We start from the raw sequence: 22011 nt of genomic DNA on the forward strand, positions 1-22011 counted from the left end.
GGTGGCTGCGAGGTGTGGCGACAGCTCCCTCCGCGCGCGCCTCGCAGCCCCTTTTGAAGGGAAGATGCCCGTGAAGCTCTTTCAGGCCTCCGGCCCCGTCGATGCCGAGATTCTTCCCCCGATCGACGAACGGGGCGAGCTTTCGACCATCGCGGCGGCCAGCGTCGTCCACGATCTGGGCAACCTGATCCAGATCGCGTCTTCGGCGATCAACATCATCGCCCGGACGCCGGACATGCCCGCCGTCCACGCCGGGCCGATGCTCGATCGGGCGAGGTCCTGCCTGGAGCATGCGGGGTCCCTCGTCCGCCAGAATCTCGGCCGTCTCCGCGACCGCGAAGCGGGCGACGAACGCACCGGGCTCGCCGCCTGCCTCTCGGACGTCGCGGCGCTGGTCGAGGCCATGGGCGAGCCGGGCCTGATCCTCGACATCGGCGCCGAGCCAGGCGTGCCCGACGCGCGATGCGACTCCCTCGGATTGCGCAGGGCGCTGCTGAACCTGGTCCTCAACGCGCGCGATGCGATGGGCGGCAAAGGGATCGTCCTTGTCCGAGTGCAGGTGATCGCACCGGGCGGCGTCGAGCTTCGTGTCACCGACCATGGCATCGGCATGTCGCGCGACACCATCGCGCGCGTCTTCGATCCCCGCTTCACAACCAAGAAGGACGGGCTTGGCGGCATCGGCCTGCCGATGGTCGAGCGCTTCGTCCGCGCCGCCGGCGGCAGCGTTTCGATCGACAGCACGCCGGGGATCGGCACCACGGTCACGCTGCGGTTGCCGGCCATCGCCCAACCCAAACCCCATGTCGAGGAGTCACGTCGATGAAGCTCTATTACGCGCCGGGCGCTTGCAGCCTGTCCGGCAGGATATCGCTCCACGAAGCCGGGCTCGACGCCGATTTCGAGCGGGTCGACATCAAGACCAAGATCACCGAGCGAGGCTATGACTACACCGCGATCAATCCCAAAGGCTATGTGCCGATGCTGGTGCTCGACGACGGCAATGCCGTGACCGAGAACATCGCCGTCCTGACGCTCATCGCCGATCGCGCCCCCGACCTGGAGCCCGGCGGCCCGCTCGGGCGGACGCGGCTGATCGAGATGCTGTCGTGGATCTCGACCGAGCTGCATGTGGCGTTCACGCCGCTGTGGAGTAGCGACGACGAGGCCGAGAAGGCGCGGGCGGCCGAGACGATCGCGAAACGCCTGGACCTCATCTCCGACCACATCAACGAGCTCTATCTGTTCGGCCCGCGCTTCACCGTGGCGGATGCCTATCTGTTCGTGATGCTGCGCTGGGCGCGGGCGTTCGGCGTGCGCATGTCGCCCGATCTGGTCGGCTATTTCGAGCGGGTCGCGGAGCGCGAGACCGTCCGCCGCGCCCTCGCCGAGGAAGGGCTGCCCGATGCCCGCCCCGCCAGCCAGATCGCGTCTCCGGAGCTGTCGTCATGAAGATCGTGGTGATCGGCGGCAGCGGCCGCATCGGCGAGCGGCTGGTCCGCAACCTGCGCCAGGAGGATTTCCGCGTGTTCGAGGCGTCGCCGACCTTCGGCGTCGACACCGTGACCCGCGTCGGGCTGGCCGAGGCGCTGGCCGATGCCGAGGTCGTCGTCGACGTCTCGAACTCGCCGTCGCTCGACGGCGAGGCGGCTCTGCGGTTCTTCGAGACCTCGGGGCGCAACCTTCTGGCGGCGGGACGGGCGGCGGGCGTGCGGCATCACGTCGTGCTCTCGATCGTGGGCGTCGACGGCCTGCTCTCCAGCGACTACTTCCGCGCGAAGAAGATCCAGGAAGAGCTGGTCCGCGACTCCGGGATCCCGTTCACGATCGTCCGCTCGACCCAGTTCTTCGAGTTCATCGCCGACGTCGTACAGGACGGCACCGCCCGCGAGATTCCGATTTCGCCGGCACTGGTGCAGCCGATCGCGGGCGAGGACGTCGCCGATACGCTGGCGGACGCCGTGTTCAGCGATCCGTTCAATGCCGCCGTCGAGGTCGCCGGGCCGGAACGGTTCCGCATGGACGAAGTCGCGACCGAGATCGCGACCGCATATGAGGACGGCCGCCGGATCGTGGCCGACGTTCACGCCCGCTACTTCGGCGCCGAGCTTGCGGAACGATCGCTGCTTCCCGGGGCGGGTGCCCATATCGCCTCGCTGAGGTTCGACGACTGGCTGCGCGACAGCCTGCAGCCGGCTTGGGCCGCAAAGGCGGCGAACTGAGAAGGATCATTCCCTACAGGAAATGGAGGACATAATGCGCATTCCCATCGCTGCCCTGCTGACCGCCGCGCTCGTCTTGTCCGGGAGCGCAGCCGCGCAGGACGGAACTCGCACGGCCAAGCCGACGATCGTGCTGGTGCACGGCGCGTTCGCGGAATCGTCGAGCTGGGGTCCGGTCATCGCCAGACTTGAGAAGGACGGTTATCGCGTCATCGCGGCCGCCAATCCGCTGCGTAGCGTCGCCAGCGACGCCGTCGCCGTCTCGGCCGTCGTCAAGTCGGTGACCGGACCGGTCGTGCTGGTCGGCCATTCCTACGGCGGGCCGGTCATCACCGAAGCCGCCAACGGCAACGCCAACGTCAAGGCGCTGGTCTATGTCGCCGGTTTCGCGCCCGAAGTCGGCGAATCGAGCGCGACGCTCTCCGCGAAATTCCCCGGAAGCACGCTGGGAAGCGCCCTGATGCCCGTTCCGCTGCCCGATGGCGGGCAGGACCTCTATATCCGGACCGACAAGTTCCGCGCGCAATTCGCCGCCGACGTTCCGGCCGCACAGGCCGCGGTCATGGCAGCGACCCAGCGCCCGATAACCCAATCCGCGCTCGCGGAACCCTCCCGCACCGCCTCATGGAAGTCTTTGCCGTCCTACATGATCTACGGCTCCGCCGACCGGAACATTCCTCCCGCGGTGATGAAGTTCATGGCCGAGCGTGCCCACGCGCGGAAGACCATCGTCGTGGAGGGCGCTTCGCACGCACTGATGATCTCGCGTCCTGACGAGGTCACCTCATTGATCAAGGAGGCGACAGGGGAAGATTGAGGCGCAATGTCCGCATTTTCGCTGACGCGTGCTCGCAGCGGACGTACCGCTAAAACCGCAAAAAACTGGCGCACCCGACAGGATTCGAACCTGTGGCCTCTGCCTTCGGAGCTAGAACCACAACGCTACGACAGGCTTACCAATCCAACGCTAGAGTACGATAACACGCTGTTTATACAGCATTTTATTGATCGTAAGGGTTCTCTGTGCTACGCCAACGACACCCACAGTTTTCGATACGGTGGTGAGATTTTGGTGAGTTTTTGAGCCCGCACTAGCGAGGTACTTATGTCGAAACTTACGAAAACCGTCGTGGACAAGTCCGAACCACGCGACCGTCAATACACCGTTTGGTGCGGCGAGCTGAAGGGCTTTGGCGTCTTCGTCCTGCCCTCCGGCACCCGGACCTACTTCGTCGATTATCGAAACGCCAACAATGTGCGGCGGCGGATGAAGCTGGGCCGGCACGGACAGATCACCGCCGAGCAAGCGCGCACGCTGGCCATTCAAGCCCTGGCCGAAGTCTCCAAGGGGAACGATCCCCTCGAAAACCGGAACAGCGCGCGCAAGGCGATCTCGGTAAAGGAGCTTTGCGAGCTGTATATCGCGGAACTCGAAGCCGGCCGCATCCTCGGCAAGGGCGGGCGGCCGAAGAAGGCCAGCACCAAGATCACCGACCTCGGCCGGATCAACCGCCACATCATCCCACTCCTGGGCAAGAAGCGCGTCACCCACGTCACCAAGGCCGACGTGACGACCATGATGAAGGACATCATGGCGGGCAAGACGCGCGGGATCGAGAAGACGGAGAAACTGCGCGGTAAGTCGATCGTACGGGGCGGCATCGGCGTCGCTAGCCGCACCGTCGGTCTCCTGGGTGGCATCTTCACCTATGCACGGGATGACCTGGGCATCATCGAGGTCAATCCGGCGCATGGCATCCGCAAGCCCAAGGACGCCGTGCGCCAGCGCCGTCTGAACGAGGACGAGTATCGCGCCCTCGGGCGCATCCTTGCCAATGCCGCCGAGGATGAACGCTACACGCGCACCGTGGAGATGATCCGTCAGATCGCCATGTCGGGTTGCCGGCGCAGTGAGGTCATCAAGCTGCGCAAAACGGAACTCGACACCGTGGGGAGTTGCTTCCGGTTCGAGGATACGAAGGAAGGTCAGTCCGTGCGGCCGATGGGCTTGCCGGTGCTGGAGTATTTCGACGAGCGGGACATGAGCGGCGACAGCCCCTATGTGTTTCCCGGCGAGCGGAACCTGGCCAAGCCGTTCGGCAGCTTCCCTCGGCATTGGGAAAAGATCTTCGCCGGGACGGAGCTGGCGGACATCACCGCTCATGTACTGCGCCACAGCTTCGCCAGCCTGGCGAACGACCTTGGTTTCACCGAGATCACCATCGCGGCGCTTCTCGGCCATGCCACCGGCTCTATCACCAGCCGTTATGTGCATACGCTCGATGCAGCCCTCGTCATGGCGGCCGATACGGTGTCCGGCTACATCCATGCGCTGCTCAATGGTGCTGAGCTGACACATACACATTATGCGCTTGATCGGGGCTCGCGTAAGGCTGCGTTGGTTCGGTTTCTGACGCCCCATCAAGACTCAACAGCACAAGCTGAAACGTCACAACGGCTGGCCGCCTGACAATTGCACACGATGGTATGGGATGCAGGCCGCTCCTAGACCGATGCGGCTTTCATCCCCAAAACTGTCTAAAGAACAAGAGGTCGGCCGGGTCATTATCCATCGGCACATAGGCATATTGACATACATTATATGAACACATATTGATGTGTTTAATGTATATGTCATGAAAGCTCGATAATGGCCCACTCGCACGCCGACCATGGTCATGGCCACGATCACGACCACGATCATTCGCACACGCCGACCATCACCAGCGACAATGAGCGCAAGGTGCTGCTGTCGTTCGGCCTGATCTTCACCTTCATGGCGGTCGAGGTCGTGGGCGGTCTGCTTTCAGGGTCGCTGGCGCTGCTGGCGGACGCCGGCCATATGATGACCGACGCGGCGGCGCTGGCGCTCGCCTATGCCGCCTTCCGTTTCGGCCAGCGCGCGGCTGATTCCAAACGCACCTTCGGCTATCTGCGTTTCGAGGTGATCGCCGGCTTCGTCAACGCCGTCACCCTGTTCGCGATCGTCGGCTGGATCGTCTATGAAGCCTGGCAGCGCTTTCAGGAGCCGCAGCCGATCCTTGCCGGCCCGATGTTCGGGGTCGCGATCGCGGGGCTGCTGGTCAATATCCTCGTCTTCTGGATTCTGACGCGCGGCGACAGCGAGCATGTCAACATCAAGGGCGCGGCGCTCCACGTCATGGGCGACCTGCTCGGCTCGGTCGGCGCCGTGGGCGCGGCGATCGTGATCTACCTGACGGGCTGGACGCCGATCGACCCCATCCTGTCGGTGGTCGTCTCCCTGCTGGTACTGCGTAGCGCATGGAAACTGGCGGGCAAGTCGCTGCACATCCTGCTCGAAGGCGCGCCCGACGGCGCGGCGCCGGAGAAGATCGAGCGCCATATTCTGGAGCATGTGCCGGGCGTGGCTGCGGTCGGCCATATCCATGTCTGGTCGATCACGTCGGGCCGCACGCTGGCGACGATGCACGTCCGACCGGCGAACGACACCGAGGCCCGCGTAGTGGTGCGTGCAGTGGAACGCGAGTTGGAGAGCCATTTCGAGATCGAGCACGCCACTGTAGCGGTGGATTGGAACGAGGAAGGCGAGACGTGCAGCCTCGCTCCCGGCAGCAAGCGGGATGAGGGACGCGGACCTGGGCACGACCATCCCAGCCACAGCCACGGCGGCGTGAAACACGCTTGCTCCCACTGATAGGCGGACGTTGGTGCAGCCTATCTGAAATGCTCTGTCAGACTGCCTCCCGGTGCCTGAAGGTGGCTCTTGGCAATGAACGGGAACCAAACGCCCGCAGGAACATCGCTGTTCTCACTGCCGCGCAAGCCTTGGGCGGCGCCAGCCCGCCGATCGTGATGTCGCTCGGCGGGCTGGTCGGTCAGCAACTCTCGCCCGATCCCGCCTGGGTTACCTTCCCCGTCAGCCTGTTCGGACTCGGCCTTCGCGACCACAGCGGCTGTTTCCTTTCTTGCCGGCACGATCTTGCACAGCTCGGGTTGGATGGCGATCAATTGGCTGATTTTCCCGGTAATCGCGACGAGCCTCATTCCGCTGCTGCTCCGGCAAGCCGGTTCCACAAGTGCAAGGGGATGATCGAGGAAAACCGGCAATTGGTTGGCTAGCGGGTGGTCAAGGCTGGCCCTAGAAGGATCATAAATCTACACATCGTCATATATTCACGTATAAGAGGCTCCTGATGTCCGACACCACCAACTCTGACGATCATGGCAATCCTAAGCATTCTCAGGGACTGTCGAGCCACGACGTAACGATCCTGGCCGAAACTTTCCGCTTGCTGGGCGATCCCTCCCGCCTGCGTATTCTGCTCTATTGCCTGCAAACGCCGCGATCGGTGGGCGACATCGCCGAAAGCCTCGATCTGTCGCAAACGCTGGTCAGCCACCATCTGCGCCTCCTGCGCGGCGCGCGCCTCGTCCGTAGCGAGCGACACGGCAAGCAGATATTCTATGAAGTGGCGGATGCCCATGTGAGCACCATGCTCATCGACATGGCCAGCCATATGGATGAGGATCACGACGACGAATGATCGCGCCCAGTAATATTTGTTCACAGAAAGACAGGAGGACCGGCGCACCTCGATCAGGCCCGCCGGTCCGATAACCATATCCCTCAGAACCAGGACCGGATTCCGATCAGGAAATTCCACCCACCTCTGCTTTCAGCGCGGGCGCGGCGAAAATCCGCCGTGTCGCCAAAGGCGCGTTCATATTTCACGCCGATATAGGGCGCGAACTCCGGCACGAACTGGTAGCGCAGACGCAACCCCAACTCGGCGGTGGACAGCCCGGAACCGATGCCCAGCTCGGGAACGTCCTGCGCGGAGAAGTTCAGTTCGGCGGTTGGCTGGAGGATCAGCTTCTGGGTCAGGCGCTGGTCATATTCCGCTTCGATTCGCGCGGTGACGTCACCCTTGTCGGACAGGAACAGCGCACTGTCGATCTCGAACCAGTAAGGGGCAAGGCCCTGAACGCCGATGACAGCGTAGGTGCGGTCCGGTCCGGACCGAAAATCGTGGCGTATGCCGGCCTGGAGGTTCCACCACGGATCGAGCGCGTGGCTCCAGAGCGCCTGCGCCTCGACACTTTCCGGGCTGTCGTCGAAGTGGCTTTCGCCTTCGGTCTTGAGCCAGAGCTTGTCGATATCGCCGCCATACCAGCCCTGCACGTCCCAGGCATAGCCGTCCTTGCCCTTGCCGATCACGGCTTCGAGCTGATCGATCAGGATATTGTGGCTTTTGATATCGCCATGTTCGCGGCGCACGATTTCGCGCGCCGGAGCCATGGCCGCCGCGCCGAATATGGCATCGGCGGCGTGATCGGGGCCGCCCATGGCCGCCGCCGATGGCCCGCGCACCGGCGGGTCGGGAATGCCCGGTTCATGGCCTGCATGGGCCTGGTGCGCTTCCATCGGCGCGGCTGAAGGCATGGCGTGGCCGGCATGAGGATCGGGCGCTGCGGAGGGTTCCGGCGGCATGTCGTGCCCCGCATGGGGATTGCCTTCGGCACCGTCCATACGATGCCCCGCATGGGAATCGGCCGGGTCCTGCTGTGAGGCGCCAGCATGACTCCGGTGATCGTGTTGCGCTCAAGCGGGAGTCGCGACGGCGAGGAGAGCGATGCCCACGAGCCGCATCATGCCGCGTCTCCGTCGAGCGGACGGACGGTGACGACGCGAAACATCCCGGCGTGCATGTGGAGCAGCAGATGGCAGTGAAACGCCCAGTCGCCGGGCGCATCGGCGGTCAGGTCGAAGCTGACCTTGCCGCCCGGCAGCACATTGACGGTGTGCTTGCGCGGATAGCTGCCGGTATGACCGTTCACCAGTTCGAAGAAATGGCCGTGCAGGTGGATGGGATGGGTCATCATCGTGTCGTTGATGAGGGTAACGCGGGCGCGTTCATTGCGCTCGAAGCGGATCGGTTCCACGCCCTCGCTGAACTTCTCGCCATCGAACGACCACATGAACCGTTCCATGTTGCCGGTGAGGTGGACCTCGACCGTGCGCTGCGGCGGGCGCGTGTCGGGATTGGGCGTCAAGGACATCAGATCGCGATAGGTCAGCACCTTATGGCCGACATCTTCGAGGCCCAGCCCCGGATCGCCGGTGCGATCGACCGGCGCCATGGCGATGGCGTCCACGCCCACACCGACCTTGACGCTGTCGGGAACCAAAGACTTGTCACGCATGTTCATGCCGCCCATCGAATGGGAACCGCCATGATCCATGCCGCTGTGATCCATCCCGCCATGGTCTGCTGTCACCGCGTCTGCCCCGGCCGCCATCGCGCCATGGCCCATGGCACTATGGTCCATTCCCGCCATTGATCCGTGGTCCATGCCGCCCATGCCCATGTCCTTCATGGTGAGCGTGGGACGCGGGCGCAGCGGCGGAATCGGCGCCGTCATCCCCATACGGGATGCGAGCGTGGCGCTCGCCATGCCGGAACGATCGATCGATTCCGCCACCAGCGTGAACGCCTTGTCCTCGGCGGGTTCGATGATGGCGTCATAAGTTTCGGCATTGCCGATCTGGAACTCGTCGACCGTTACGGGTCGGACATTCTGGCCATCGGCGCTGACCACCGTCATCGGCAGGCCGGGGATACGGATATTGAAGATCGTCATGGTGGCGGCATTGATGAAGCGCAGCCGCACCCGCTCGCCGGGACGGAACAGGCCGGTCCAGTTCTCCTGCGGGCCATGACCGTTGATGAGATAGGTGTAGGTGACGGCCGTCACGTCGGAAATGTCGGTGGGGTCCATCCGCATCTGCGCCCACATGGCGCGGTCCGATGCCGACATTTCCTCCTCGGGGCCGCCCTTCATCATGCCGAACAATGTCTGTTTCTGGCGATTGAAGTAGCCGCCTTCCGCCTTGAGCTTGGTGATGAGAGCGTGCGGATGCAGGAACGTCCAGTCGCTCAGCACGATCACATGCTCGCGATCATAAGCGATCGGATCGGGCTCGGCGGGATCGATCACGATCGGACCATAATGGCCCTGTTGTTCCTGAAGGCCGCTATGGCTGTGATACCAATAGGTGCCGCTTTGCAGCAACGGAAAGTCATAGACGAAGGTCGAACGCGGCTTGATCCCCGGAAAGCTGAGGCCGGGCACGCCGTCCATCTGGAATGGCACGAGCAGCCCGTGCCAGTGGATCGAGCTGTCCTCGTCGAGCGTGTTCTCGACGTGCAACCGCACATTCTGCCCCTCGCGCAGCCGGATCAGCGGCGCGGGCAATACACCATTCATAGTCACGGCGTGACCGGTCCGCCCGCCTACGGTGAAAGGCGTATTGGCAATCCTGAGGTGAATATCCTCGCCCGAGAGTGTGGGCAGGGTCGGTACAAGCCCGGTCGAGCCGGTTCTGGCCCAGGCGGGAACAAGCCCCGTGATGCCGAGTCCGGCTATGCCGATGGCTCCCGCTCGTAAAAACGACCTGCGCTCAATGAATGGTGTCATGTCTCTATGTCCTGCAGGTGCCCGATTTTCGGAAACGGGAACAAGGGCCGGAAATGCCGGACGGACGACAGCCGTCATCCGCCCGGTCGGACCTGGTGGTATGGCTACGCCTCCCTATGCCACTTCAATAGCGCGCGCGGGATAGCCGTCCTCGGCGAGCGCGACTTCGATAGCTTGCGCGCTAGCCACGGTATCGACCGTGACCTTCTTGTCCGCGATACTCACCTCGACCTTCGCATTGGCGTCGATCGCGGTGATCGCTTGCGCGATGTGCTTGATGCATGAACCGCAGCTCATGTTTTCGACGTGGAATTGCATGGGAAATCTCCATTGTTCCTGACAACGGATCACAAGCTAATCTTTCCCATCGTTGGAGGGTCAAGGCCGTTTTTCGCGGTCGCTATCGGAAAGGAGATCACGGCCCTACCGTTGAGCCATGTGCTTGCGAGGGCGGCTTGCTCTCATCAGGTCAGGATATATTTTGCCCTTGACCTTCCCATCATTGGAACCTGCATCTTGCGACAAATTCCAATCGTGAAGTGTGGAGTATCGAGCCATGATAGCCGCAGAAACCCTGAGAGATTCGGACGAATCCATCGATTCGGCGATCAGCTTGCCGATTGAGGGCATGACCTGCGCGTCCTGTGTGGCCCGCATCGAACGGTCGCTGAGCAAGGTCGAGGGCGTACAGTCCGTCAGCGTCAATCTGGCGACCGAACGCGCCGACATTCGAGCAAACGCCGACATTCGAGCAAACGCCGCCGTCGACCGAAAGGCGCTGGTGCGGGCCGTCGAGGCCGCCGGCTACAGCGTGCCATCTGTCGCCGGCATCGAACTGGCGGTGGAGGGAATGACCTGCGCATCCTGCGTCGGTCGCGTGGAGCGGGCGCTCAAAGCTGTCCCCGGCGTCACCGAGGCGATAGTCAACCTAGCGACCGAACGCGCGAGCGTGCGCGGCGCGGCCGATGTTGAGGCGCTCATCGCAGCGATCGCGGGCGCGGGCTATACAGCGCGCCCAATTGAGGCCAGCGTTTCTGGCGACGAGGAAGCGGCCGAGCGGAAGGACGCCGAGCGCCGGGCGCTGAAGCGCGATCTCACCCTTGCGACCGTACTGGCGCTGCCGGTGTTCCTGCTCGAAATGGGCAGCCACGTCATTCCCGGCGTCCATGGCTTGATCGACCGCACGATCGGCATGCAGGCAAGCTGGTATCTCCAGTTCGTCCTGACGACGCTGGTGCTCGCCTTCCCCGGCATCCGTTTCTACAAGGCGGGCCTGCCCGCGCTGGCGCGGCTGGCGCCGGACATGAACTCGCTGGTTGCCGTCGGCACGCTGGCCGCCTACGGCTATTCGCTGGTCGCGACTTTCGCGCCCGGTCTGCTGCCCGCCGGGACGGTCAACGTCTATTATGAAGCGGCGGCGGTCATCGTTGCGCTGATCCTGTTGGGCCGTTACCTCGAAGCCCGTGCAAAGGGCCGCACCTCCGAAGCGATCAAGCGGCTGGTGGGATTGCAGGCCAAGACCGCCCGCGTGCGCCGCGACAGCGCGGTGTTCGAGGTTTCCATTAGCGAGGTCATCACCGGCGACATTATCGAAGTGCGTCCCGGCGAGCGCATCCCCGTCGATGGCGAAGTGACCGAGGGCGAGAGCTATGTCGACGAGTCGATGATCACCGGCGAACCCATCCCGGTCGCCAAGGCTGAGGGCGCCACGCTGGTCGGCGGCACCGTCAATCAGCAGGGCGCGCTGGCGTTCCGCGCCACCGCCGTTGGCGGCGCGACGATGCTGGCGCAGATCATCCGCATGGTCGAGCAGGCGCAGGGATCGAAGCTGCCGATTCAGGCGCTGGTCGACAAGGTGACGATGTGGTTCGTCCCCGCCGTGTTCGGTGTGGCGGCGCTGACTTTCGCAGCCTGGCTGTGGTTCGGCCCGTCGCCCGCACTGACCTTTGCACTGGTGAATGCGGTCGCCGTGCTCATCATCGCCTGCCCCTGCGCTATGGGGCTGGCGACGCCGACCGCCATCATGGTCGGCACCGGGCGCGGAGCGGAACTGGGTATCTTGTTCCGCAAGGGCGAGGCGCTGCAACTGCTGAAGGACGCCAGGGTTGTCGCGGTCGACAAGACCGGCACGCTGACCGAAGGTCGTCCCGCGCTCACCGACCTGCAAGTGACGGACGGCTTCGACCGGGCGGCGGTGCTGGGTCTGGTCGCCGCTGTCGAGGACAAGTCGGAGCATCCGATCGCCCGCGCAATCGTCGACGCGGCCAAGGCGGAAGGTATTGCGCTGCCCGCGATTACCGACTTCGACTCTATCACCGGCTTCGGTGTCAAGGCGGTGGCGGGTGGCGAGCTGGTCCAGATCGGTGCCGATCGCTACATGCGCGAGCTTGGGCTGGACGTGGCCGCCTTTGCGGAGACAGCACAGCGGTTGGGGCAGGAAGGCAAGTCGCCGCTCTATGCCGCCATTGGCGGGCGGCTTGCCGCGATCATCGCGGTGGCCGATCCGATCAAGGCGACCACGCCGGCAGCCATCGCGGCGCTGCACGCGCTCGGCCTCAAGGTTGCGATGCTGACCGGCGACAACCGCATGACGGCCGAGGCTATCGCCCGCCAGCTCGGTATCGACGAAGTGGTCGCCGAAGTCCTGCCCGAAGGGAAGGTGGAGGCGATAGCCCGGCTCAAGGCCGAGCATGGCCGCGTCGCCTTCGTCGGGGATGGCATCAACGATGCGCCCGCGCTGGCGGCTGCCGATATCGGCCTAGCGGTCGGCACCGGCACGGATATCGCGATCGAGGCGGCCGATGTCGTGCTGATGTCGGGCCATCTGAACGGTGTGGCGACGGCCATCGCCCTGTCGCGCGCGACGATTGGCAATATCCGCCAGAACCTGTTCTGGGCGTTCGCCTACAACACGGCGCTGATCCCGGTCGCGGCAGGCGTGCTCTATCCGAGCCTGGGCATCCTGTTCTCGCCGGTGTTCGCGGCGGGTGCTATGGCGATGTCGAGCATCTTCGTCTTGGGTAATTCGTTGCGCCTGCGCGGTTTTCAGCCACGCGAGACAGGAGGAACGGCATGAACATCGGACAAGCCTCCAAGGCGTCGGGCGTCTCCGCCAAGATGATCCGCTATTACGAGCAGACCGGCCTCATTCCGAAAGCCGATCGCAAGGACTCCGGCTATCGCGATTACTCGCCATCGGATGTTCATATGCTGCGGTTCATCCGGCGGGCGCGTGATCTCGGTTTCTCGGTCGCGGAGATCAACGATCTTCTGAGCCTCTGGCGGGACAAGGCCCGCCAGAGCGCCGATGTGAAGCGGATCGCGCAGGCCCATATCGCCCAGCTTCAGGAGCGGATCGAAAATCTGAACCAGATGGCCGCGACGCTCGGAACGCTGGTGGATTGCTGCGCGGGCGATGATCGGCCTGACTGCCCGATCCTTGCCGATCTGGAGGAACCCGGCGCCGCGCCAGCATCCGTGCCGGCGGCAACGGGCCGCCTTCGGCACCGACCGTAAACGAATCAGATATTCGACACCGCTCCACGATGCGGCGCCGCTCCCGCTAAGCCGTGGTCAACAAGTCCGACAACAAGCGGACGCGTTGATCCCGAGTGGTGCGGTCGCCTTCAGAAAAACGCTGACGCCATAACCTATGGCGACCACCCCGCCGATTTGCAGTAGGTCTCGTCGTGAAGGGCGGCGCTTCTCCGTCATGTGTCGTCCGGGGTCGCGCCTCCCAGCGCCCGGATCAAGGCGATTGCCGTTCGGGCGCGATCATATTCGACCGTGATGCTGGCGCGTTGCGCGGCGAGCGCGGCGGTTTGGGCCGTCGTCACCTCCAGATAGTCGGCCGCGCCGTCGCGATAGCGATCAAGCGCCAGGCTCTCAGCCCGCGCCGCCGCTTGGGCGGCTATGCGCTGCTCGCGATCCTGACCCGTCAAGGCATCCATGCGAGACAGGGCATCCTCCACCTCCCGGAACGCATCCAGCACGGTCTGGCGGTAGCCCGCGGCGAGTTCTTCATAGTCCGTCCGGCTGATGGCCAGCCGCGCTCGCCGTCCGCCACCGTCGAACAGATTGAAGATCGTGGTGATCGGCCCGAGCGCCCAGAAACCAGTATCCGCGCTGACGATCGGCGCCTCGACCGCCTGATACCCCGCGCCGAGCCCGAGGCTGATGCGCGGATAGAAGGCGGCCCGCGCGACGCCGATCCGCGCATTGGCGGCGACCAGGCGGCGCTGCGCCTCGGCGATGTCGGGACGGCGCTGAAGAAGTTCGGAGGGCAGGGACGGCGGCAGGTCAGGCAGCGCAAGGCTTCGTTGCGCGGGATCGATGGCGAAAACAGAGGCGCTCTCGCCAACCAGCGCCGCGATCCGGTTCTCGATCCCCGCGCGCTGCGCCCGTAGCGCCTCCAGACGGGCGCGGGCATCGGCGAGCTGGGCCGTCGATCGGCTACGGTCCACGCCAGAGGCAATGCCGCCTTCGTGGCGGGTGCGGATCAAATCATCGGCGCGCGCATAGGCGGCCACGGTCCTGGTCAGCAGGACCTGCTCGGCATCGACGGCGCGAAGTTGGACATAGAGATCGGCGACCGAAGCCTGAAGGCTGAGCCGCGCCGAGCGCAAGGCGGCCTCCTGCGCTTCGGCATCCGCCGTAGCGGCGCGCACGCTGTTGCGGACCCGGCCCCAAAGGTCCAACTCATAATCGAGACCAACACCGAAGAGGATCTGGTTCGCGATTACGGGCTCGCCAGCTCCGATCGATCGTCCGGCTGAAAGCCGCTCGCGCGAAGCCCCGCCGGTCAGATCGACATTCGGCAACTGGTTGGAGCGGTCGAGCCGTGCCGCCGCCAACGCCCGGTCGTAACGGGCAAGCGCGGCCGCGAGCGTCGGGGTCCGCTCGTCCAGCCGCGCCATCAGCTCGTCGAGCACCGGGTCCGCGAATCCGCGCCACCACTCGCCACGGTCTAGATGATCGCCGGGCGCGGCCGTCGTCCATCCTTCCACATGGCGGAAGCTTGCCGGGGTCTCGATTGCCGGCGTTTGCATCGGCGGCAGGGTGGCGCAGCCGCCGAGGCCGATCGCGGCGACGAATGCTATCCTAGCGCTGCGCATTCGGAGCCGCCGGTTGCCGTGCGGGAACTACCCGGACCTTGTCGCCGGTGGCCAGCGCGTCGGGAGGGGTCTGAACGATGCGGTCGGTTGGACGTAGCCCCGAGATAATCTCGATGGTCGCGCCCTGGTCGCGACCCACCGCAACCTCCCGAAGCGCGACCTGACCCTGGCCATCGACCACGGCGACCCGCGCGCCGTCGGAACCGAGGATCAGGGCGCTCGCCGGCACCTGGACCGTTTCGGCGCCGCCAGGCACGGACACCCGCACCTCCGCGTAGCTGCCGGGTCTCAGGCGTCGAGCGCCGTTATCGACCAGAAATTCCACCAGCATTGCGCCGGATTGGCGGTCCACCGCCTCGGAGAGACGGGACAGTGTGGCCTCGAACACCTCGCCCGGTCTGTCAGGCACGGTGAACATCGCTTGCGTGCCGCGCACCAGCCTTCCCGAAAAAGCTTGCGGTACGCGCACATAGAGGCGCAGGCGGCTGACGTCGGCAACGGTGAACAAGGGTTCCACCCCCGGCGCGCCCGTCTGGACCAAGGCGCCGAGCTGGGCCGAGCGGCTGGTGACGACGCCATCGAACGGCGCCGTCAGCCGCGTAAATCCGGTCAGCGCCCTCAGCCGGCCGACGTCCGCCTGAGCGGCCCGTGCGCGCGCATCGGCAGCGGCAAACTGCCCCTGCCGCTCATCGGCTTCCTGCCGGGACACGGCGTCCTTTTCGAGCAGATTGTTCCAGCGCGCCGCCGTGGTTTCGGCCAGCCCGCGATCAGCGGCCGCGGTCTGATAGGCCGCCTGGGCCTGCGCGAGCTGCTGGTCGATCTCGGGCGCATCGAGGATGGCGAGCGTTTGCCCGCGCCGCACCCGGTCCCCGATGTCCGCGCGCCATTCGCGCACATAGCCGCTCACCCGCGCGTTGATCGCGGCGCGATTATAGGGATCGAGACTGCCCGGCAGCACGATCTCGCCTCCCTCGGACACGCGGGGCTGAACCAGGCTGACGGTGGGCAGCGCGTTCTCGGCCGCGATGGCTGCCTGTTCGCTTTCGGCCATGCCGCGCGAAACGAGGCCGCCTCCGACCAGTGCGGCAATCACGAGACCGGCCGCGCCGAGATAAAGGCCGGCGCGCTTCTTTGGGGTTGGATCAGACATGCTGGAGTTCAAGCTCCCTTGCGGGTGAGGAAGGCGCGCCCTTGCGATGGGCGATGCTGAACAGCGCCGGCACGAGCAGCAGTGTCGCCACGGTTGCGAAGATCAAGCCGCCGATCACCGCGCGGCCGAGCGGAGCGTTCTGCTCGGCGCCCTCGCCGATACCGAGCGCGATGGGGGTCATGCCGATGATGATCGCGAGCGCGGTCATCAGCACGGGGCGGAAACGGACCACCGCCGCCTCGATCGCGGCGCGGGTGGCGTCGCCGGTCTCGGCTAGGCGTTCGCGTGCGAAGCTGACCACCAGGATGGAGTTGGCGGTGGCGACGCCCATGCACATGATCGCGCCGGTGAGCGCGGGCACGGAGATGGTCGTGCCGGTCACGAACAGCATCCAGACGATGCCGGCGAAGGCGGCCGGCAGCGCGCCGATGATGACCAGCGGGTCGATCCAGCTCTGGAAGGTCACGACGATCACGAGGTAGATGAGGATAATCGCGCCGATCAGCCCGAAAGCGAGACCGGAGAAGGCGTGGTTCATCGTCTCATATTGTCCCGCCAGCGTGACGGTTACGCCGGCCGGGCGCTCGGCATCCATCTCGGCAATGATGCGATGAATGTCGCCGGCCACGGCGCCCAGGTCGCGAGCCTGCGGCGTGGCATAGATGTTGATGACCGGCTGGATGTCTGCTCGGCTCGCTACGTTGATGGTCGTATTGCGAGTCACGGCGCCAAGACCGCCCAGCGTCTGGGCCTCCCCGGCGCCCGTCGCCGAAACCGGCAGCGCTTCCAGCGCAGCGATCGTGTCGACCTCCAGTTCGGGGACTTGCGCCACGACAGGATAGGACACCCCGTTTTCGGGATTGAGCCAGTAAACCGGCGCAGACTGCTGCGTGCCGGCTAGGGCGGTCGCGACGCTGGTGGTTACGTCACGCTGGTTGAGCCCGTATTGCGCGATCCGCGAGCGATCGATGTCGATGTTGAGCTGCGGCGCGCGCGAGGATTGCTGGAGTCGGGCGTCGGCGAGGCCGGGCACGGTCCGAACGCGTTTGAGGATCGCTTGCGCATAAGCTTCGTTCGCCGCGAGATTCCGGCCGCGCACCTGGATATCGATCGGCGCTGGCGAGCCGAAGTTCAGGATTTGGCTGGTGATGTCGGCAGGCAGGAAGGAGAAATCAACGCCCGGAAAGCTCACGGGCAGCTCGCGCCGCAAAGTGGCGACATGCGTGTCCGTCGCGGTTCGGTTCCGCCCGAGCGAGATGAGGATATCGCCCTCGTTCAGTCCCACCGTCCCCGTATTGTTGTAGATGACGTTGAGCAGCGCGGAGGACATTCCGACATTGGCGACGACCGATTCAACCTGCTCGGCGGGGATCAATTCGCGCACCCGCGTCTGCACCCGCGAGATCAGCGCCGTGCTGTCCTCGATGCGCGTGCCTGCCGGCGCGCGCACATGCAGGGTGATTTGCCCAGCATCCACAGTGGGAAAGAAGTCGCGGCCAAGTGTGGGAATGAGCAGCAGCGACGCCACCATCGCGCCGAGGAACGCCGGGATGAAGATGCGCCGTGCGGACATCACGCGGGAAAGCACCCGCCCGAAGCGGTCCTTCTGCCTGTCGAACCCGGTCGAAAAGCGATGCTGGAACCGGACGAGTGGATTGCGCGAGCGGGCGCGCTCGGCCTCTTCGCCCTCCCGATGCGGGCGTAGCAGATACATCGCCATCGTCGGGATGAGCGTGCGCGACAGGATGAACGAGGCGATCATCGAGAAGATCACCGCCAGTGCCAGCGGCACGAACAGATAGCCTGCGACGCCCGGCAGGAAGAACATCGGCACGAAGACGATGCAGATGCACGTCACGATCACGAAGGCGGGCGTCACGATCTGCGCCGCGCCGTCCATGATCGAGCGTAGAACCGGCTTCCCTTTCTCAAGGTGCCAGTTGATGTTCTCGATCGTGACCATCGCGTCGTCGACCAATATGCCGATGGCCAGAGCCAAGCCGCTCAGCGTCATGATGTTGATCGTCTGGCCGGTCGCGCTCAGCGCCAACAACGCGGCGAGGATCGCCAAGGGTATCGTGGTCACGATGATGATCGTCGATCGCCACGATCCCAGAAACAGCAGGATCATCAGCGAGGTCAGCACGGCGGCCAACACACCCTCATAGGCCACGGTGGAGACGGCCGCCTTCACCAGCACCGACTGGTCGCCGATAAGCTGGACGCGCAGCGTTTCCGGGAGGCCCTCGGTGATCTGTGGGATACGCTCGCGAACCGTATTGACGATATCGATGGTTGAGGCCGCACCGCTCTTGAGCACGGTCATCAGGACTGACCGCTGGCCTTCGACTTGGACGATGTTCATTTGCGGCGGCGCGCCGTCGCGGACTTGGGCGATGTCGCGCATGGTGATCGTCGCGCCGTCGACCACGCGAACTGGCAGATTGTTCAACTGCTCGACCGAGCCCGGCGCATTGTTGAGCCTGACGGTGTATTGCAGGCCGCCGACCTTGGCGAAGCCCGCCGGGATGATTTGGGTTTGCGCGGCAATCGCCGCCGCGACGTCGCCGGCGGACAGGCCGCGAGCGCGCAGCGCCTCAGGGTCGATGTCGATCTGTATCTGACGCTGCTTGCCGCCGAATGGGAAGGGCATGGCGACGCCCGGCACGGTGATGAGCTGCGGGCGGATTTGATTGACGCCGAGATCGTAGAGCTGCTGTTCGCTCAGCCCTTCGCCGGAGAGGGCGAGCTGGACGATCGGCACGGTCGAGGCGTCATAGTTGACGATGAACGGCGGAGAGATGCCCGGCGGAAGCTGACGCAAAATGGCCTGCGAGATCGACGTGACCTGCGCGGTCGCGGTGCGAATGTCCGCGCCTGGCTGGAAGTAAATCCGCACGACGCCAACGCCGTTCATCGACTGGCTCTCGATCCGGTCGATGTCGTTGACGGTCGTGGTCAGCACGCGTTCGAACGGATTGATGATCCGTCCGGCCATGTCCTCGGGCGACAGCCCATTATAGGTCCAGGCGGTCGCGATCACCGGCACGCCGATGCGCGGGAAGATGTCGACCGGCATCCTCAGAACGGACAGGATGCCGAGGCCAAAGATCAGCACGGCCATCACGATGAAGGTCAGCGGTCGCGTTAGCGCGACCCGCACGAGCGCCATCATCGTGGCTGGTTCCGAAACATAGGTGACTTGCTAGGCATCGCACGTCCTCCCGCGAGATCGCGAAAATGGGCATGCTCCCGTCTTGCGTGATCGTGATCGTGGTGGCTGTGGGAATGGGGCATGTCGATCTCAAACGGAGCCATAAGATGTGCACATGAATATGTGTTCATTTGTTTGATGTCAACTCGATGCAGTCAAGCACCACCATGAGCTGGCCGTGGCGATGACGAGCAAATGGCAGCGTCATTTTTGCGCTCGGAGAAGCCGATGACGGCGTCGGCGGTTGAGGGACGGCTTCAGGAATCCGGGAATTCCTGACTTTCCGCATTGATTCGTTTGTTGCCGCAGACCGATGCTTCTTCCAACGTTTGGAAGGTCAAGGGATGAATCACTTCGGGCTCACGTCGGACCTACGCCGCCGGTACGTTGCTCGATGACTATGTGCAGTCGGGCACCATGGCCGCCGACCAAGCGGCGCTTCTAGCCGAAGTCGCCAAGGGTCCCGACCGCGTCGTCATCATTGAGGACACGCGCGAGCTTCAATGCGCCGCGCCTAATCTCGTCGCGATGCGCACCAAGGATGGCATTGCGACGCTCGACGCGCCATGCCGGCGTGCCCCTTCGACCTATCGCCTATCCTTTCATATTTATCTATATTCATATGAATGATTGTTGAAAATAATCCTTGACCTTGCCAACGCTGGAAGCCGCAAAGCGAACAGGAATCGATCAGACGCCGCGGAACGGATGAACAAGGCGCGGCACAGTTGAAAGGCAATATCATGCCGACAAAAAGCGCACTTCTCCTGGCTTCCATAGCCTTGGCTATTGGCGGCCTTACGTCAGCTTGTAGCAAATCGGGCGGCGATCAGGGCGCACAAGCGGCGGCAGCGCCGCAAGTGCCAGTAGCGCAAGTTGTCGTGCGCGAGCTTGCCCCCTCGGCCGAGTTCAACGGTTCGCTATCGGCGCCCCAGAGCGTCGAGTTGCGGCCCCGCGTCAGCGGCGCAATCGTCTCCGTCCATGTCCCCGAAGGCGTGCTCGTCAGGAAGGGGCAGCTTCTGTTCCGCATTGATCCGCGACCATTCCAGGTCGCGCTCGATCAGGCGCAGGCGCAGCTTCGTCAGGCGCAAGCCTCCGCAACGCTCGCCGAAAGCAATTTCACCCGCTCGGAACAACTCGTCGCGACCGGCGCAATCTCGCGCAAGACTTATGACGACGCGCTGGCGCAGCGGAACGCCGCACGCGCACAGGTGCAGGCCGGTAGCGCGGCCGTAGCCGCCGCACGGCTCGACCTTTCCTTTACGCAGGTCACGGCGCCGGTCGGCGGCCGGGTCGATCGCGTGCCCTCGGACCTTCTGGCGCGCCGACCCGACATCCGCGCGGTCGAACATACGCTGCGCGCCGCCAACGCGAATATCGGCGCTGCCCGCTCAGCGTTCTTCCCGACGATCAGTCTGACCGGCTCGGCGGGAACGGCGAGCGCGAGCCTCGACGATCTGTTCTCATCGGGGTCGGGCGCATGGAGCTTCATGCCGCGCATCACCCTGCCGCTTCCAATCTTCGGCGGCAGCGCGCTGAGAGCCAACCTCGATCGCGCGGACGTGCAGAAACGGATCGAAATCGCCAACTATGAGAAGGCGATCCAATCCGCCTTCCGCGACGTGGCTGACGGGCTCGCCGGCAAAGGAACCTTGGACGCCCAAATCCGATCGGAAACGCAGCGGGTCGATGCCAGCCGCAATGCCTACAGGCTCGCGGAACAGCGGCTCAACTCAGGCGAGGATGACAACCTCGCCCTGCTCGACGCGCAGCGCACGCTTTACGGGTCACAGCAAGCCTTGGTCCGCTCCAAGCTGGTGCGGCTCAGTAATCTCATCAATCTCTACAAGGCGCTGGGTGGCGGCTGGACGGAGTTCACGACACCGCCTGATGATCCGTTAGCCCGGTGATTGAGCTGCGCCAGCTCCGCTACCTGATTGCGGCGGCCGAGGCCGGTAGCTTCAGTCGCGCGGCGCGCAGCATAAATATCAAGCAAGCAACGCTCAGCCGACACGTCCTCGAAATCGAGAAGCGGCTAGGCATGGCGCTGTTCGACCGCAAGACCCGCGGTGCCACTCTGACTCCGAATGGCAGAACCTATCTGCGAACGGCACAGCGCATCGTGAAGGAGTTCGAGGAACTGAACAACTGGGTCCGCGCCACGAACAACGGCCACGTCGGCAAGCTGGCCGTAGGCTTCTATACGTCCTTCTCCGCCGGCAACTTGCGGGCAACGCTCAGCGAGTTCGGCGAACGCCACCCCGAGGTCAAAGTATCCGGCTTTGAACGCGATCGGGATATGCTGTTGGCCGGGATCGAGAATGGCCTGCTCGATATCGCGATCATGATTGGGGAGGCCTCCTATCGGGGTCTGATGAGCCGTTCTTTCTGGAGTGAGCGCATATTTGTAGCAATGCCGGCAGGCCATCCACTCACCCAATGCGAACGCATCCATTGGCCCGACCTGACCGGCGAACACTTTTTGCTGACCGAACGAGATCCCGGCCCAGAGACCCGAAACATCCTCATGGGCAAACTTGGGGTCCCCGGTTGCATGCCAGAGATCGACATGCAGGATATCGGACGCGAGACAATGTTGAGCGCCATTGCGCTCGGTGGGCGTCTCTCGATTGTCGCCGAATCCGCCTTGGGTATCCAAGTGCCAGGCGTAACGTTCAGCGAAATCCACGACAGTCATGGACATATGCGGATCGGCTTCTCGGGCTATTGGCGTGAAGACAATGACAACCCCGTCTTGCTGCGCTTCCTTGATCTCGTGGCCGGTCGCTATTCGCTGCCGCCCATTCTGATGCCGCAGCCATCACATCACCAACCGGAAAAGAAATAGCC

General features: G+C 64.3%; 18 protein-coding genes and 1 pseudogene. 13 read left to right on the plus strand and 6 right to left on the minus strand.

Annotated features, from left to right (window positions below; translation table 11 throughout):
• Nucleotides 1-70 precede the first annotated feature (70 nt).
• From LZK98_RS00810 to LZK98_RS00845, 8 genes are all read left to right on the plus strand, one after another.
• Nucleotides 71-826, plus strand: a complete 756-nt coding sequence (locus LZK98_RS00810) for a sensor histidine kinase (protein WP_233784506.1) — start codon at nt 71-73, stop codon at nt 824-826.
• The gene (locus LZK98_RS00815) at nt 823-1452 is read left to right on the plus strand and encodes a glutathione binding-like protein (RefSeq protein WP_233784507.1); all 630 of its coding nucleotides are present in this window, start codon (nt 823-825) and stop codon (nt 1450-1452) included. Before LZK98_RS00810 ends, LZK98_RS00815 begins: the two co-directional genes overlap by 4 nt.
• Complete coding sequence (locus tag LZK98_RS00820; RefSeq protein ID WP_233784508.1) at nt 1449-2222, plus strand: SDR family oxidoreductase; 774 nt, start codon at nt 1449-1451, stop codon at nt 2220-2222. Before LZK98_RS00815 ends, LZK98_RS00820 begins: the two co-directional genes overlap by 4 nt.
• A gap of 34 nt (nt 2223-2256) precedes the next feature.
• The gene (locus LZK98_RS00825) at nt 2257-3039 is read left to right on the plus strand and encodes an alpha/beta fold hydrolase (protein ID WP_233784509.1); all 783 of its coding nucleotides are present in this window, start codon (nt 2257-2259) and stop codon (nt 3037-3039) included.
• A gap of 288 nt (nt 3040-3327) precedes the next feature.
• On the plus strand, nt 3328-4692 hold the full coding sequence (locus tag LZK98_RS00830; protein ID WP_017502059.1) for a tyrosine-type recombinase/integrase: 1365 nt from the start codon (nt 3328-3330) through the stop codon (nt 4690-4692).
• Nucleotides 4693-4872: 180 nt separating this feature from the next.
• Nucleotides 4873-5898, plus strand: coding sequence for a cation diffusion facilitator family transporter (locus LZK98_RS00835; protein ID WP_017502060.1), 1026 nt, complete (start codon nt 4873-4875; stop codon nt 5896-5898).
• Between the two features lie 62 nt (nt 5899-5960).
• A complete protein-coding gene (locus LZK98_RS00840; RefSeq protein ID WP_228220262.1) occupies nt 5961-6323 on the plus strand; it encodes a hypothetical protein in 363 nt (120 codons plus the stop codon).
• Between the two features lie 74 nt (nt 6324-6397).
• On the plus strand, nt 6398-6748 hold the full coding sequence (locus tag LZK98_RS00845; protein WP_017502062.1) for an ArsR/SmtB family transcription factor: 351 nt from the start codon (nt 6398-6400) through the stop codon (nt 6746-6748).
• 83 nt (nt 6749-6831) lie between these two features.
• Here the strand turns inward: LZK98_RS00845 and LZK98_RS00850 are convergent, their stop codons facing one another.
• The 3 genes from LZK98_RS00850 to LZK98_RS00860 form a co-directional block, all read right to left on the minus strand.
• Entirely contained in the window at nt 6832-7734 is a 903-nt protein-coding gene (locus tag LZK98_RS00850) for a copper resistance protein B (RefSeq protein WP_017502063.1), read from the minus strand.
• A 119-nt stretch (nt 7735-7853) separates the two neighbouring features.
• Nucleotides 7854-9683: a copper resistance system multicopper oxidase gene (locus LZK98_RS00855; RefSeq protein ID WP_026109362.1), complete on the minus strand. Its 1830-nt coding sequence runs from the start codon at nt 9681-9683 to the stop codon at nt 7854-7856.
• A gap of 114 nt (nt 9684-9797) precedes the next feature.
• Nucleotides 9798-10001 (minus strand): heavy-metal-associated domain-containing protein, encoded by a 204-nt coding sequence (locus tag LZK98_RS00860; protein WP_017502065.1) that lies wholly within the window; start codon nt 9999-10001, stop codon nt 9798-9800.
• A 238-nt stretch (nt 10002-10239) separates the two neighbouring features.
• On the opposite strand from LZK98_RS00860, the gene LZK98_RS00865 reads away from it, so the two are divergent.
• Together LZK98_RS00865 and cueR are read left to right on the plus strand one after the other, a co-directional pair.
• Nucleotides 10240-12759, plus strand: a complete 2520-nt coding sequence (locus LZK98_RS00865) for a heavy metal translocating P-type ATPase (RefSeq protein WP_017502066.1) — start codon at nt 10240-10242, stop codon at nt 12757-12759.
• Complete coding sequence (gene cueR / locus LZK98_RS00870; protein ID WP_017502067.1) at nt 12756-13199, plus strand: Cu(I)-responsive transcriptional regulator; 444 nt, start codon at nt 12756-12758, stop codon at nt 13197-13199. Before LZK98_RS00865 ends, cueR begins: the two co-directional genes overlap by 4 nt.
• A gap of 194 nt (nt 13200-13393) precedes the next feature.
• Here the strand turns inward: cueR and LZK98_RS00875 are convergent, their stop codons facing one another.
• The 3 genes from LZK98_RS00875 to LZK98_RS00885 are packed head-to-tail and all read right to left on the minus strand — an operon-like array spanning nt 13394 to nt 19122.
• Nucleotides 13394-14797 carry an efflux transporter outer membrane subunit gene (locus LZK98_RS00875; protein ID WP_017502068.1) on the minus strand — a complete coding sequence of 468 codons (1404 nt, stop codon included), beginning with the start codon at nt 14795-14797 and terminating at the stop codon, nt 13394-13396.
• Nucleotides 14784-15947, minus strand: a complete 1164-nt coding sequence (locus LZK98_RS00880) for an efflux RND transporter periplasmic adaptor subunit (protein ID WP_017502069.1) — start codon at nt 15945-15947, stop codon at nt 14784-14786. Before LZK98_RS00880 ends, LZK98_RS00875 begins: the two co-directional genes overlap by 14 nt.
• Nucleotides 15940-19122, minus strand: a complete 3183-nt coding sequence (locus tag LZK98_RS00885) for an efflux RND transporter permease subunit (RefSeq protein ID WP_017502070.1) — start codon at nt 19120-19122, stop codon at nt 15940-15942. Before LZK98_RS00885 ends, LZK98_RS00880 begins: the two co-directional genes overlap by 8 nt.
• 402 nt (nt 19123-19524) lie before the next feature.
• On the opposite strand from LZK98_RS00885, the pseudogene LZK98_RS00890 reads away from it, so the two are divergent.
• The 3 genes and pseudogenes from LZK98_RS00890 to LZK98_RS00900 all read left to right on the plus strand — a co-directional run.
• Nucleotides 19525-19719: pseudogene (locus tag LZK98_RS00890) on the plus strand (P-type conjugative transfer ATPase TrbB); the annotation flags it as partial.
• 170 nt (nt 19720-19889) lie between these two features.
• Nucleotides 19890-21071, plus strand: coding sequence for an efflux RND transporter periplasmic adaptor subunit (locus LZK98_RS00895; RefSeq protein ID WP_081600934.1), 1182 nt, complete (start codon nt 19890-19892; stop codon nt 21069-21071).
• A complete protein-coding gene (locus LZK98_RS00900; RefSeq protein ID WP_017502073.1) occupies nt 21068-22009 on the plus strand; it encodes a LysR family transcriptional regulator in 942 nt (313 codons plus the stop codon). The genes LZK98_RS00895 and LZK98_RS00900 overlap by 4 nt, the downstream gene beginning before the upstream one ends.
• Nucleotides 22010-22011 lie beyond the last annotated feature (2 nt).

The organism is Sphingomonas cannabina (assembly GCF_021391395.1).
Classification (GTDB): Bacteria; Pseudomonadota; Alphaproteobacteria; order Sphingomonadales; family Sphingomonadaceae; genus Sphingomonas; species Sphingomonas cannabina.